This is a genomic window from Streptomyces sp. BYX5S (assembly GCF_054724165.1).
In genome coordinates, this window is sequence record NZ_CM138829.1 from 602,983 (window position 1) to 616,226 (window position 13,244).

The 13,244-nt window shown below is 70.3% G+C and carries 11 protein-coding genes, 1 tRNA gene and 1 pseudogene; 4 read left to right on the plus strand and 9 right to left on the minus strand.

Annotated elements, in window-relative coordinates; translation table 11 throughout:
- Positions 1–98: 98 nt before the first annotated feature.
- Positions 99–596: a MarR family transcriptional regulator TamR gene (gene tamR, locus ACYBSK_RS02755; RefSeq protein WP_457475211.1), complete on the minus strand. Its 498-nt coding sequence runs from the start codon at positions 594–596 to the stop codon at positions 99–101.
- Positions 597–684: 88 nt separating this feature from the next.
- On the opposite strand from tamR, the gene ACYBSK_RS02760 reads away from it, so the two are divergent.
- The gene (locus ACYBSK_RS02760; protein ID WP_460245058.1) at positions 685–1,491 is read left to right on the plus strand and encodes a trans-aconitate 2-methyltransferase; all 807 of its coding nucleotides are present in this window, start codon (positions 685–687) and stop codon (positions 1,489–1,491) included.
- A pseudogene (locus tag ACYBSK_RS02765) lies at positions 1,488–1,700 on the plus strand (VOC family protein); the annotation flags it as partial. The gene ACYBSK_RS02760 and the pseudogene ACYBSK_RS02765, both read left to right, overlap by 4 nt.
- Before the next feature lie 334 nt (positions 1,701–2,034).
- Here the strand turns inward: ACYBSK_RS02765 and ACYBSK_RS02770 are convergent.
- Positions 2,035–2,736, minus strand: coding sequence for a TetR/AcrR family transcriptional regulator (locus ACYBSK_RS02770; protein WP_457475213.1), 702 nt, complete (start codon positions 2,734–2,736; stop codon positions 2,035–2,037).
- 12 nt (positions 2,737–2,748) lie between these two features.
- Complete coding sequence (locus tag ACYBSK_RS02775; RefSeq protein ID WP_460245059.1) at positions 2,749–3,735, minus strand: acyl-CoA desaturase; 987 nt, start codon at positions 3,733–3,735, stop codon at positions 2,749–2,751.
- Between the two features lie 302 nt (positions 3,736–4,037).
- Between ACYBSK_RS02775 and ppc the strand changes: the two genes are divergently transcribed.
- Positions 4,038–6,776, plus strand: coding sequence for a phosphoenolpyruvate carboxylase (ppc, locus tag ACYBSK_RS02780; RefSeq protein ID WP_457475215.1), 2,739 nt, complete (start codon positions 4,038–4,040; stop codon positions 6,774–6,776).
- Positions 6,777–6,834: 58 nt separating this feature from the next.
- Here the strand turns inward: ppc and ACYBSK_RS02785 are convergent, their stop codons facing one another.
- From ACYBSK_RS02785 to ACYBSK_RS02810, 6 genes are all read right to left on the minus strand, one after another.
- Complete coding sequence (locus ACYBSK_RS02785) at positions 6,835–7,290, minus strand: hypothetical protein (RefSeq protein WP_457475216.1); 456 nt, start codon at positions 7,288–7,290, stop codon at positions 6,835–6,837.
- Positions 7,291–7,375: 85 nt separating this feature from the next.
- Positions 7,376–7,975, minus strand: a complete 600-nt coding sequence (pth, locus tag ACYBSK_RS02790; RefSeq protein WP_460245060.1) for an aminoacyl-tRNA hydrolase — start codon at positions 7,973–7,975, stop codon at positions 7,376–7,378.
- 87 nt (positions 7,976–8,062) lie between these two features.
- Complete coding sequence (locus tag ACYBSK_RS02795) at positions 8,063–8,656, minus strand: 50S ribosomal protein L25/general stress protein Ctc (protein ID WP_457475218.1); 594 nt, start codon at positions 8,654–8,656, stop codon at positions 8,063–8,065.
- 188 nt (positions 8,657–8,844) lie between these two features.
- Positions 8,845–9,822, minus strand: coding sequence for a ribose-phosphate diphosphokinase (locus ACYBSK_RS02800; RefSeq protein WP_457475219.1), 978 nt, complete (start codon positions 9,820–9,822; stop codon positions 8,845–8,847).
- A 122-nt stretch (positions 9,823–9,944) separates the two neighbouring features.
- Positions 9,945–11,336, minus strand: a complete 1,392-nt coding sequence (gene glmU, locus ACYBSK_RS02805) for a bifunctional UDP-N-acetylglucosamine diphosphorylase/glucosamine-1-phosphate N-acetyltransferase GlmU (RefSeq protein WP_460246946.1) — start codon at positions 11,334–11,336, stop codon at positions 9,945–9,947.
- Positions 11,337–11,517: 181 nt separating this feature from the next.
- A tRNA-Gln gene (locus ACYBSK_RS02810) sits at positions 11,518–11,589 on the minus strand.
- Positions 11,590–11,772: 183 nt separating this feature from the next.
- Here ACYBSK_RS02810 and ACYBSK_RS02815 point away from each other — a divergent pair.
- The gene (locus ACYBSK_RS02815) at positions 11,773–13,089 is read left to right on the plus strand and encodes a sensor histidine kinase (RefSeq protein ID WP_457475221.1); all 1,317 of its coding nucleotides are present in this window, start codon (positions 11,773–11,775) and stop codon (positions 13,087–13,089) included.
- Positions 13,090–13,244 lie beyond the last annotated feature (155 nt).

Sequence of the window (13,244 nt, forward strand, 5' to 3'; positions counted from 1 at the left end):
TCAAGCCCCTCCGGCGATTGAGGAGCGGGGTCCGGGGCGGAGCCCCGCGGCCTCGACCACGGCGCCGCCTGCTCAATCGCCGCAGGGGCTTGATCCGGTCAGCCGGGAATGTTGTCGAACGGCGCGGTCAACTGACGGAGCAGACCCGCGAGTTCACCGCGCTGCCCACGCGACAACTCCGCCAGGATCGCCCGCTCCTGGTCGAGCAGCCCCGACAACGCCTGATCCGCCCGGTCCCGCCCCTCGTCCGTGAGCCGCACCAGCACACCGCGCCGGTCACTGGGATCGGGCAGGCGCTCGACGAGCCCCTTCTTGGCGAGCCGGTCGATCCGGTTGGTCATCGTGCCCGACGTCACCAGCGTCTGCGTGAGCAACTGACCGGGGGAGAGCTGGTACGGCGTGCCCGCACGGCGCAGCGCCGTCAGGACGTCGAACTCCCACGGCTCCAGGTTGTGCTCGGAAAAGGCCAGGCGACGGGCCCGGTCGAGATGGCGCGCGAGCCTGCTGACCCGACTGAGCACCTCAAGGGGCTCCACGTCGAGGTCGGGGCGCTCTCGGCGCCACGCTGAGACCAGACGGTCGACCTCGTCCTCCATGACGATCAGTGTAGGGGGTGTGTCGATGTGAAGTCTCTTGAGGTCGATTATCTTGACATCGAGATACTTTGGTGGGGACCCTGAAACCATGACGACCTCACCCGCGCACCCGCCCCGCTGGGACCCCCAGCAGTACCTCCGGCACGCGGACCACCGCGCCCGCCCCTTCGTCGACCTGCTCGCCCGCGTCCCCGCCCTCCCCGGGGAACCGGCCCGCGTCGCCGACGTGGGCTGCGGCCCAGGCAACGTCACGACGCTGCTCACCGTGCGCTGGCCCACCGCCCGCGTCACCGGCTACGACAACTCCCGGGAGATGCTGGCCCGCGCCGCGGAACACGCCACCGACCGCCTCGACTTCGCGTACGCGGACGCGGCCGACTGGACGCCCACGGAGACGTACGACCTGATCGTGTCCAACGCGACGCTGCAATGGGTCCCCGACCACGCCGACGCCTTCCCGCGGTGGATCGACGCGGTGGCGCCCGGCGGCACGTTCGCCTTCCAGGTGCCGGGCAACTTCGCGGCGCCCAGCCACGCCCTGATGCGGGAGCTGGCGGAGTCGGCGCGCTGGAAGGACCGCCTGGCCGGAGTGCTGCGGCACGGGGACGCGGTGCTCACGCCCGCGCAGTACCTGGCGCGCCTCGCCGGGCTCGGGTGCGAGGTCGACGCCTGGGAGACGACGTACCTGCACCTCCTGGAGGGCCCCGACCCCGTCCTCGACTGGGTCAAGGGCACGGGACTGCGCCCCGTCCTCACCGCCCTGGCCGACGACCCCGAGGCGCGGGAGGCGTTCGTCGACGAGTACCGGGGGCTGCTGCGGGAGGCGTACCCGGCGACGGACCACGGCACGGTGCTGCCGTTCCGGCGGATCTTCGTGGTGGCGAGGCGCTCATGACGCTGGTCGCCGTGGACCATGTGCAGCTCGCGGCGCCGCCGGGGAGTGAGGAGGCCCTGCGGGCGTTCTACGTGGGTGTTCTCGGGATGACGGAGGAGCCGAAGCCCGCTGGGCTTGCGGGGCGGGGTGGGTGCTGGTTCCGGGGCGGTGCGGTTCGGTTGCACGTGGGCGTCGAGGTGGAGTTCCGGCCTGCGCGGAAGGCGCATCCGCGGGCAACCGCCTCGAATTCCTCGCGCCACCATCCCCCTGAATCCTTCCAGCCTTGCGTCGCGTGAGCGGCTGGGTCGGGGCACTTTTAGCCCCTGCGGCGATTGAGCAGCGGGGTCCGGGGCAGCGCCCCGCGAGCCCCGCCACGGCGCCGTGCCACAAGATCGGGGCTCCGCCCCGGACCCCGCTCCTCAAACGCCGGAGGGGCTTGAAGGTGCCCGGCGCCGCTGCTCAAAGGCGGGAGGGGCTTGAGGGTGCCCGGCGCCGCGGCTCAAGCGCCGCAGGGGCTTGGAATGACGAACCGGCGCGGGGGCGCGCCCCGTGGTCGGGGTGCGGTCAGCTTTTGCGGTGCCCTATCAGGCGCGGTTTCGGTTCGAGGCCGTCGAGGCCGTGCCACGCCAGGTTCACCAGATGCGCCGCGACCTCCGCCTTCTTCGGCTTGCGGGCGTCCAGCCACCACTGCCCGGTGAGCGCGACCATCCCGACCAGCGCCTGCGCGTACAGCGGCGCCAGCTTCGGGTCGAAGCCGCGGGTCTTGAACTCCCGGCCGAGGATGTCCTCGACCTGCGTCGCGATGTCGGAGATCAGGGACGCGAAGGAACCCGTCGACTGCGGGATGGGGGAGTCGCGGACCAGGATGCGGAAGCCGTCCGTGTACTCCTCGATGTAGTCGAGGAGCGCGAACGCGGCCTGTTCGCACAGTTCGCGGGGGTGACCGGCGGTCAGGGAGCTGGTCACCATGTCGAGGAGCTGGCGCATCTCGCGGTCCACGACCACCGCGTACAGCCCCTCCTTGCCGCCGAAGTGCTCGTACACCACCGGCTTGGAGACCCCGGCCTTCGCCGCGATCTCCTCCACCGACGTGCCCTCGAAGCCCTTCGCGGCGAAGAGGACGCGACCGATCTCCAGCAGCTGCTGACGCCGCTCCGCCCCCGTCATCCGCGTTCTGCGCGCACGGCGAACCTTCTCCGGCCGCTCGGGCCGGTCACTGCTCGCGTTGCCAGGGGTGTCTGAGTCGGTCGCCACGTCTCCCATCATGCCGTGTGGGGCTCAGGCCGCGTCGGCGACCTGCTCCTTGCGGCGCGACGCGATACGCGACTTCGACGGCCAGCGCACGTCGTGCGCCCAGCCCAGCTGCTCGAACCAGCGGATCAGGCGGGCCGAGGAGTCGATCTGGCCGCGCTCCACACCGTGCCGCGCCGACGTCGGGTCCGCGTGGTGCAGGTTGTGCCAGGACTCGCCGCAGGACAGGACCGCCAGCCACCACACGTTGCCGGAACGGTCACGGGACTTGAAGGGACGCTTGCCGACGGCGTGGCAGATCGAGTTGATCGACCACGTCACGTGGTGCAGCAGCGCCACCCGCACGAGCGAGCCCCAGAAGAACGCCGTGAACGCGCCCCACCACGACATCGTGACCAGCCCGCCGATCAGCGCGGGCAGGAAGAGCGAGAGCGCCGTCCACAGCACGAACTGGCGGGAGATCGCGCGGATCGCCGGGTCCTTGATCAGGTCCGGCGCGTACTTCTCCTGCGAGGTCTGCTCCTCGTCGAACATCCACGCCATGTGCGCCCACCACAGCCCCTTGATCAGGGCCGGAACCGTCTCCCCGTACCGCCACGGCGAGTGCGGGTCGCCCTCGGCGTCGGAGAACTTGTGGTGCTTGCGGTGGTCGGCGACCCAGCGGACGAGGGGCCCCTCGACGGCGAGCGAGCCCATGATGGCCAGCGCGATCCGCAGCGGGCGCTTCGCCTTGAAGGAGCCGTGCGTGAAGTACCGGTGGAAGCCGATGGTGATGCCGTGGCAGCCGATGTAGTAGAACGCGACGAGGAGCCCGAGATCGAGCCAGCTCACACCCCAGCCCCAGGCCAGCGGCACCGCCGCGACCAGGGCGAGGAACGGGACGGCGATGAACAGGAGCAGTGTGATCTGCTCCACGGAGCGCTTCTGTTCCCCGCCGAGCGTCGCCGAGGGCGTCGCCGGCGGCCCTGACGCCGTGCCGGGGGCGTCTTCGATCACATCGGTACTGGTTGCCATGGGAGTCCCCTGTAAGTCGAGGGTTGAGACGGGCTGAGACGGGTCAGGAGATCCACGGGTATCCGCGGACAGTTTGCCTACGGTTCCGTAACCTACGGCACCGTAAGTATGTCAGCGTGCAGCCGGGCGGCAAGAGGCCCCGACCTCCCCGTCTGCTGTGGCACATATCCTTGGAATCGGTCGGACAGCGCGGTCCGCTCTGAATCTCCACCCCCGGGTTGTGTACCCGGATCCGGGGATCCTTCCTCCCGACGTGCTTCACCACGTGCCAGACGTGCTTCACCATGCAAGGAGCCGCACCTGTGAGCAGTGCCGACGAACAGACCGCTGCGACGAGCACCAGCGCCGAGCTGCGCGCCGACATCCGTCGCCTCGGTGACCTGCTGGGCGAGACCCTGGTCCGCCAGGAGGGCCCGGAGCTCCTCGAACTGGTCGAGAAGGTCCGCCGCCTGACCCGCGAGGACGGCGAGGCCGCCGCCGAGCTGCTGCGCGGCACCGAGCTGGACACCGCGGCCAAGCTGGTCCGCGCCTTCTCCACGTACTTCCACCTGGCCAACGTCACGGAGCAGGTGCACCGTGGCCGCGAGCTGCGCGCCATGCGGGCCGCCGAGGGCGGGCTCCTCGCCCGCACCGCGGACCGCCTCAAGGACGCCGACCCGGAGCACCTGCGCGCGACGGTCAAGAACCTGAACGTGCGGCCCGTCTTCACGGCCCACCCCACCGAGGCCGCCCGCCGCTCGGTCCTCAACAAGCTGCGCCGCATCGCCGAGCTCCTGGAGACCCCCGTCCTGGAGACCGACCGGCGCCGCTACGACACCCGCCTGGCCGAGAACATCGACCTGGTGTGGCAGACGGACGAGCTGCGCGTCGTACGCCCCGAGGTCACCGACGAGTCCCGCAACGCGATCTACTACCTGGACGAGCTGCACGCCGGAGCCGTCGGCGACGTCCTGGAGGACCTCACCGCCGAACTGGAGCGCGTCGGCTTCCAGCTCCCCGAGGACAGCCGCCCGCTCACCTTCGGCACCTGGATCGGCGGCGACCGCGACGGCAACCCGAACGTGACCCCGCAGGTCACCTGGGACGTCCTGATCCTCCAGCACGAGCACGGCATCAACGACGCGCTCGACATGATCGACGAGCTGCGCGGCTTCCTCTCCAACTCCATCCGGTACACGGGCGCCACCGAGGAGCTGCTCACCTCGCTCCAGTGCGACCTGGAGCGCCTGCCCGAGATCAGCCCCCGCTACAAGCGGCTCAACGCCGAGGAGCCCTACCGGCTCAAGGCCACCGCGATCCGGCAGAAGCTGGAGAACACCAAGACGCGGCTCGCCAACAACACGCCGCACCAGGAAGGCCGCGACTACCTCGGCACCGCCGAGCTGCTGCACGACCTCACCCTCATCCAGACCTCGCTGCGCGAGCACCGCGGCGGCCTGTTCGCCGAAGGCCGCATGAACCGTACGATCCGTACGCTCTCCGCCTTCGGCCTCCAGCTCGCCACGATGGACGTCCGCGAGCACGCCGACGCCCACCACCACACGCTCGGCCAGCTCTTCGACCGGCTCGGCGAGGAGTCCTGGCGCTACGCCGACATGCCGCGCGACTACCGCGGCAAGCTGCTCGCCAAGGAGCTCCGCTCGCGGCGCCCCCTCGCCCCGACCCCGGCACCGCTCGACGCCGCGGGCGAGAAGACCCTCGGCGTCTTCCACACCATCGCCAAGGCGCTCGACGTGTTCGGGCCCGAGGTCATCGAGTCGTACATCATCTCGATGTGCCAGGGCGCCGACGACGTGTTCGCCGCGACCGTCCTCGCGCGCGAGGCGGGCCTCATCGACCTGCACGCCGGCTGGGCGAAGATCGGCATCGTGCCGCTCCTGGAGACCACGGACGAGCTGAAGGCCGCCGACACGATCCTGGAGGACATGCTCTCCGACCCGTCGTACCGGCGCCTCGTCGCGCTCAACGGCGACGTCCAGGAGGTCATGCTCGGCTACTCCGACTCCTCCAAGTTCGGCGGCATCACCACCTCGCAGTGGGAGATCCACCGCGCCCAGCGCCGCCTGCGCGACGTCGCCCACCGCTACGGCGTGCGGCTTCGCCTCTTCCACGGCCGCGGCGGCACCGTCGGCCGCGGCGGCGGCCCCTCGCACGACGCGATCCTCGCCCAGCCCTGGGGCACCCTGGAGGGCGAGATCAAGGTGACCGAGCAGGGCGAGGTCATCTCCGACAAGTACCTGGTGCCGTCCCTGGCCCGCGAGAACCTGGAACTGACCGTCGCGGCGACGCTGCAGGCCTCCGCCCTGCACACGGCGCCGCGCCAGTCCGACGAGGCCCTCGCCCGCTGGGACGCCGCCATGGACGTGGTGAGCGACGCCGCCCACACGGCGTACCGCAAGCTCGTCGAGGACCCGGACCTGCCGCACTACTTCCTCGCCTCGACGCCCGTCGACCAGCTCGCCGACCTGCACCTCGGCTCGCGGCCCTCCCGCCGCCCCGGCTCCGGCGTCTCCCTCGACGGACTGCGCGCCATCCCGTGGGTGTTCGGCTGGACCCAGTCCCGGCAGATCGTCCCCGGCTGGTTCGGCGTCGGATCGGGACTGAAGGCGCTGCGCGAGGCCGGCCTCGACACCGTCCTCGACGAGATGCACGAGCGCTGGCACTTCTTCCGCAACTTCATCTCCAACGTCGAGATGACGCTCGCCAAGACCGACCTGCGGATCGCCCGCCACTACGTCGACACCCTCGTGCCCGACAACCTCAAGCACGTCTTCGACGAGATCGTGACCGAGCACGAGCTGACCGTCGCCGAGGTGCTGCGCATCACCGGCGGCGAGGAACTCCTCGACACGCAGCCCGTCCTGAAGCAGACGTTCGCGATCCGCGACGCCTACCTCGACCCGATCTCGTACCTCCAGGTCGCGCTGCTCAAGCGGCAGCGCGAGGCGGCCGCCGCCGACGAGACCCCAGACCCGACGCTCAGCCGCGCCCTGCTCCTCACCGTCAACGGTGTGGCCGCGGGCCTGCGCAACACCGGCTGATCCGAACGGCACACGTGTGAGGGGCGGCTCCCGACCGGGAGCCGCCCCTCACACGTGTTCAGAACGCGACCGCGACGAACGCCGCCGTCAGCACCGCGCCACCCGCACCCGCCGCGAGCCACGTCAGCCGCCGGTTGCGGATGCCCGCCGCGAGCAACGGCGCCGCCAGCAGCAGCGCGCCACCGAACGGGATCCACGCGTGGAAGAAGCCGCTCGCCCCGGCCCGCACCGCCTCACGCGTCCCCGGCCTGAGCACCACCTCGACCCGGGCACCCTTGCGCACGCCGACCGACCGCTCGATCGCCACCCGCGCGTGCCGCACCGCGGACGCCGACGTGGGCGCGAAGGGACCGACGCACACCGCGTCCGTGCACCCCGTCACCGTCAGCACTCCGCGCTCGCGCCCGCGCGGGAACATCGCGTGCTGCGCCGAGTCCCACGACGCCCAGAACCCGGCGACGAGCAGCAGCAGCACGACCGCGCCCGTCGCGATCAACCGGGTGACCGAAACCATGGCCGGGATCCTTGGCCATGACCCCGCGTACGGTCAACTCCCGCCGCCGACAAGTCAGTACACGTCAGCAGTTGTCCGCCGCACGTCAGGAGTTGTACGTCGACTGCGCCCGCTCAAGACCCTCGATCACCAAAGCCTCCACCGCGTCGGCGGCCCGGTCCACGAAGTAGTCCAGCTCCTTGCGCTCCGTCGACGAGAAGTCCTTCAGCACGAAGTCCGCGACCTGCATCCGCCCCGGCGGACGCCCGATCCCGAACCGCACCCGGTGATAGTCCGCACCCATCGACTTCGTCAGCGACTTCAGGCCGTTGTGCCCGTTGTCACCACCGCCCAGCTTCAGCCGCAGCACCCCGTAGTCGATGTCCAGCTCGTCGTGGACCGCCACGATCCGCTCCGTCGGCACCTTGTAGAAGTCCCGCAGCGCCGTCACCGGAGCCCCCGAGACGTTCATGTACGACATCGGCTTCGCGAGGATCACCCGGCGGTTCAGGGGACCCGGCGGACCGATCCGCCCCTCGACGACCTGCGCCTTGCCCTTCGTGGCCCGCTTGAACTTCGCGCCCATCCGCTGCGCCAGCAGATCGGCCACCATGAAGCCGACGTTGTGCCGGTTCATCGCGTACTCGGGGCCGGGGTTGCCAAGGCCGGCGATCAGCCAGGGAGCGTTCTCGTCGGACATGCACATTCCTCCGGTAGAGAGAGCGGTACGGGGTGGTGGGCCGCGCCCACCACCCCGCACACCAGGTCAGACCTGTCAGAGGACCTCGAAGGCTCAGGCCTCCGCGGCCTCCTCCTCGCCCTCGGCCTCGGCCGGGGCCTCCTCGGCCTGCGCGGCCAGGACCTGGAGGACGACCGCGTCCTCGTCGACGGCCAGCGTGGTGCCCTCGGGCAGCTTGATGTCCTTGGCGTGGACCGACGCACCGGCGTCGAGGCCCTCGACGGAGACGGTGACCGACTCGGGGATGTGCGTGGCCTCGGTCTCGACGGCCAGCGTGTTCAGCACGTGCTCGAGCAGGTTGCCACCCGGGGCCAGCTCGCCCTCGGTGTGGATCGGGAGCTCGACGGTGACCTTCTCGCCGCGCTTCACCTGAAGCAGGTCGACGTGCTCCAGGAAGCCGAGCAGCGCACCGCGCTGGACGGCCTTCGGGATGACCAGCTCGTTGGACTTGCCGTCGATGTCCAGGTTGATCAGGACGTTCGGCGTACGCAGGGCCAGCATCAGGGCGTGGGCGTCCAGCGTGATGTGCAGCGGCTGGTTGCCGTGGCCGTAGACGACACCCGGAACCTTCTCGACGCGGCGCAGACGACGGGCGGCACCCTTGCCGAACTCGGTGCGGGTCTCGGCGGAAAGCTTGACCTCGGCCATGTGCTCTCAACTCCTCGTAGATCTCTAGGGGGAATGGTCACCCGGCCACGAACGGCCTGCTACGAAGAGCGCGTCGATAACGGACAGTCAACACTTCCGAGAACAGAAGTGCGGCCTCCCTCGCCGAGCAACTTCAGCAGTCTACTCGGCGCGGGAGGCCGCACCCAAATGGATCTTCTACTTCACGATCAGGCTTCGCCCTCGAAGAGGCTGGTCACCGAGCCGTCCTCGAAGACCTCGCGCACCGCGGAGGCGATCGTCGGGGCGATCGACAGGACCGTGATCTTGTCGAGCTCCAGCTCGCCCGGCGTCGGCAGCGTGTCCGTGAACACGAACTCGCTCACCTTCGAGTTCTTCAGACGGTCCGCGGCGGGACCCGAGAGCACACCGTGCGTCGCCGTCACGATGACGTCCTCCGCACCGTGCGCGAACAGGGCGTCGGCGGCGGCGCAGATCGTGCCACCCGTGTCGATCATGTCGTCGACGAGGACGCAGACGCGGCCCTTCACGTCACCGACGACCTCGTGCACGGTCACCTGGTTCGCGACGTCCTTGTCCCGGCGCTTGTGCACGATCGCCAGCGGCGCGCCCAGCCGGTCGCACCAGCGGTCGGCGACCCGCACGCGGCCGGCGTCCGGGGAGACCACCGTCAGCTTGCTGCGGTCGACCTTCGCACCCACGTAGTCCGCCAGGATCGGCAGCGCGAACAGGTGGTCCACCGGGCCGTCGAAGAAGCCCTGGATCTGGTCCGTGTGCAGGTCGACCGTGAGGATGCGGTGCGCACCCGCGGTCTTCATGAGGTCCGCCACCAGACGCGCCGAGATCGGTTCACGTCCACGGTGCTTCTTGTCCTGCCGCGCGTAACCGTAGAACGGCACGATCACCGTGATGGAGCGGGCCGACGCACGCTTCAGCGCGTCGATCATGATCAGCTGCTCCATGATCCACTTGTTGATCGGAGCCGTGTGGCTCTGGATCAGGAAGCAGTCGGCGCCGCGAGCGGACTCCTGGTAACGGACGTAGATCTCGCCATTGGCGAAGTCGAACGCCTTGGTCGGGACGATCCCGACACCGAGCTGGTGCGCGACCTCCTCGGCAAGCTCGGGGTGGGCGCGGCCGGAGAAGAGCATCATCTTCTTCTCGCCGGTCGTCTTGATCCCGCTCACAGCACTAGTCTCCTCAGACGCGAGTTCGTCCGCCGCAGCTGCCCGCGCGTCCCATTAGCAGCGAGCCAGGCGAATCGTGTGCACCTATCACGGTACGCCGTGTCGGGCGCACCTGTTTCCGGTCAGCCCCGGCTTTCCGGATCCCGCGAGGCCGCCTCGGCCGCCTTCGCGGCCGCGCTCCCGGGTCGCTTTCGAGCCACCCAACCCTCGATATTCCTTTGCTGGCCCCGGGCCACGGCCAGCGAACCGGCCGGTACGTCCTTCGTGATCACGGACCCGGCGGCGGTGTACGCGCCGTCCCCGATAGTGACAGGAGCCACAAACATGTTGTCCGAACCGGTCTTGCAGTGGGACCCGACGACCGAGTGGTGCTTGCTCTCGCCGTCGTAGTTCACGAACACGCTGGCCGCGCCGATGTTGGTGTGGTCACCGATCGTCGCGTCACCCACGTACGACAGGTGCGGAACCTTCGTGCCCTCACCGATCGACGAGTTCTTCGCCTCGACGAACGTCCCGATCTTCGACTTCAGACCCAGACGCGTCCCCGGCCGCAGATACGCGAACGGACCCACCGACGCCTCCGGCCCGATCTCCGAGCTGTACGCCACCGTGTTGTCGACGTGCGCGCCCGCACCGACCCGGGTGTCCGTCAGACGGGAGTTGGGCCCGACCACGGAGCCCTCCGCGAGATGCGTGCCGCCCAGCAGCTGCGTACCCGGCAGCACCGTCGCGTCCCGCTCGAAGGTGACACCCACGTCGACGAACGTGCTCGCCGGATCCACCACGGTCACACCGGCGAGCATCGCCCGCTCCAGCAACCGGTCGTTCAGCGTGCGACGCGCCTCCGACAACTGCACCCGGTTGTTGATCCCGGCGATCTCACGGTGGTCCCCGGCGACGGACGCGCCGACCCGGTGCCCCGCCTCCCGCAGGATCCCGAGCACATCGGTGAGGTACTCCTCACCCTGCGAGTTGTCGGTCCGCACCTTCTTCAGCGCCTCGACCAGCAGCCGCCCGTCGAACGCGAAGACGCCCGAGTTGATCTCCCTGATCGCGCGCTGCGCCTCGCTGGCGTCCTTGTGCTCGACGATCGCGGTGACGGCGCCGGAGACGTTGTCACGGACGATGCGCCCGTATCCCGTCGCGTCCGGGACCTCGGCGGTCAGCACGGTCACCGCGTTGCCGTCGGCGGCGTGCGTGGCGGACAGGGCCTTGAGGGTCTCGCCGGTGAGCAGCGGGGTGTCGCCGCAGACCACGACGACGGTGCCCTCGACGGCCTCGTCCAGGCTTTCGAGCCCCATCCGCACGGCGTGCCCCGTGCCGTTCTGCTCGGCCTGCACGGCGGTGCGGGCGGCGGAGTCGATCTCGCCCACGTGCGCGGCGACCTTCTCGCGCTCGTGACCGACGACCACGACGAGCTGCTCGGGTGTCAACTCGCGCGAGGCGGCGAGCACATGGCCGACGAGCGAACGGCCACAGAGTTCGTGCAGGACTTTCGGCGTGGCCGACTTCATACGGGTGCCCTCACCCGCTGCGAGTACGACGACGGCGGCCGGGTGATTGGCGCTGCTCACGGGTGGGCCCTTCGGCTTCGGATGCATGTGGGGGTGGACATCCGCAGGATACCGGGGCGTTTTGGGCCGGGCATGGGGGCGGGGCCCGACCGGATCGGTCGGGCCCCGCATCTTCGTACAGCTCCCCCGCCAGGACTCGAACCCGGACAGATGGCACCAAAAGCCACAGTGCTGCCAATTACACCACGGGGGATTATTTCGACCTGAACCGGACATTACGTCAGGCCGTCGGCCGGGCTCCCAACACTATGCCGTACCAAGAGCCTTCGATGCGACGGTACAGGTCGGCTGCCTGGCGGGCCCGGAGGGTCGTCCACCGGTGCAGGGCGGCGAAACTCGACGGAAAAGGGGCACCTCGCGCCCGTAGTCTGGAGGCATGACCACAGCGGGGGAAGTTCACCGAGGCGCGGCCGGGGGGCCGTGGTGGTGGGCGCGGCGCAGGGCCGCCGCGCTGGATGTGGTGCTCGCGGTGGCGTCGGCCGTGGAGTGCGCGGTGGAGGGGGTTCCGTTCGCGCACAAGGCCGGGCTGCCGGCGTGGGTGGGGATCGTCTTCGGCGTGCTCACGGGCGCGACGCTGGTGCTGCGGCGGCGGTGGCCGATCGCGGTGGTGCTGGTGTCGGTGGCGGTCACGCCCGCGCAGATGGGCGTGATGCTGACGGTCGTCGGCCTCTACACGCTGGCGGCGTCCGAGATGCCGCGGCGGATCATCGGGGCGCTCGCCGGGATGTCCTTCGCGGGGACGCTGATCGTGTCCGTGGTGCGGGTGCAGCAGGACTCGGCGGCGCACGCGGAGACGTTCCAGGTGGCGAGCTGGGCGGTGCCGTTCCTGGCGATCACCACGGCGCTGGGGGTGACGGCTCCGCCGTTGCTGCTGGGGCTGTACGTGGGGGCGCGGCGCCGGCTGATGGAGTCGTTGCAGGAGCGCAACGAGTCGTTGGAGCGGGAGTTGGGGCTGCTCGCGGAGCGCGCCGAGGAGCGGGCGGAGTGGGCGCGGGGCGAGGAGCGGACCCGGATCGCGCGGGAGATGCACGACGTGGTGGCGCACCGGGTGTCGTTGATGGTGGTGCACGCGGCGGCGTTGCAGGCGGTGGCGCGGAAGGATCCGGAGAAGGCGGTGAAGAACGCGGCGCTGGTCGGTGACATGGGGCGGCAGGCGCTGACGGAGCTGCGGGAGATGCTGGGGGTGCTGCGGGCCGGGGATCCGGTGCCGCGGCCGGCGGACCAGGTGCCGTTGGAGGCGGTGGGGGTGGCGGCCGCGGCGGCGGCGTCGCGGGCCGAGGCGGAGGTGGACGGGGGGCCGTTGCTGTCCGAGGTGGAGGAGCTGGTGGAGCAGTCGCGGGCGGCGGGGATGGTCGTCCAGGTGTCCGTGGAGGGGGAGGTGCGGGCGTATGCGGCGGCGGTGGAGCAGACGGCGTACCGGGTGGTGCAGGAGGCGTTGACGAACGTGCACAAGCACGCGGCGGGTGCGAAGACGTATGTGCGGCTGGCGCATCGGGGGGCGGAGGTGGCGATGCAGGTGGAGAACGAGCCGCCGCCGGTGCCGGGTGCGGCGGCGTCGGCGGGGTTGCCCTCCGGGGGGAACGGGTTGGTGGGGATGAAGGAGCGGGTGGCCGTGCTCGGCGGCGTCTTCGTTTCCGGTCCCACGGACGCGGGGGGTTTTCGGGTGTCGGCGGTGTTGCCGACGGTGGCGTGACCCGTGCCGGGGCAACGGCCGGGGCTCCGCCCCGGACCCCGCTGCTCAATCGCCGCAGGGGCTTGATTTGCCCGGACTTGAGCTGATAGGTCGCGTACCGTCGCAAGGTAACCCCTTTTGAGCCCCTCCGGCGATTGAGGAGCGGGGTCCGGGGC

What these genes read in the sequence shown, in the direction of transcription:
- ACYBSK_RS02770 (WP_457475213.1), bottom strand. Translation starts at nt 2,736, where the DNA reads ATGATGGGAGACGTGGCGACCGACTCAGACACCCCTGGCAACGCGAGC.
- pth (WP_460245060.1), bottom strand. Translation starts at nt 7,975, where the DNA reads ATGTGCATGTCCGACGAGAACGCTCCCTGGCTGATCGCCGGCCTTGGC.
- ACYBSK_RS02775 (WP_460245059.1), bottom strand. Translation starts at nt 3,735, where the DNA reads ATGGCAACCAGTACCGATGTGATCGAAGACGCCCCCGGCACGGCGTCA.
- ACYBSK_RS02760 (WP_460245058.1), top strand. Translation starts at nt 685, where the DNA reads ATGACGACCTCACCCGCGCACCCGCCCCGCTGGGACCCCCAGCAGTAC.
- tamR (WP_457475211.1), bottom strand. Translation starts at nt 596, where the DNA reads ATGGAGGACGAGGTCGACCGTCTGGTCTCAGCGTGGCGCCGAGAGCGC.
- ACYBSK_RS02795 (WP_457475218.1), bottom strand. Translation starts at nt 8,656, where the DNA reads ATGGCCGAGGTCAAGCTTTCCGCCGAGACCCGCACCGAGTTCGGCAAG.
- ACYBSK_RS02785 (WP_457475216.1), bottom strand. Translation starts at nt 7,290, where the DNA reads ATGGTTTCGGTCACCCGGTTGATCGCGACGGGCGCGGTCGTGCTGCTG.
- glmU (WP_460246946.1), bottom strand. Translation starts at nt 11,336, where the DNA reads ATGAAGTCGGCCACGCCGAAAGTCCTGCACGAACTCTGTGGCCGTTCG.
- ACYBSK_RS02815 (WP_457475221.1), top strand. Translation starts at nt 11,773, where the DNA reads ATGACCACAGCGGGGGAAGTTCACCGAGGCGCGGCCGGGGGGCCGTGG.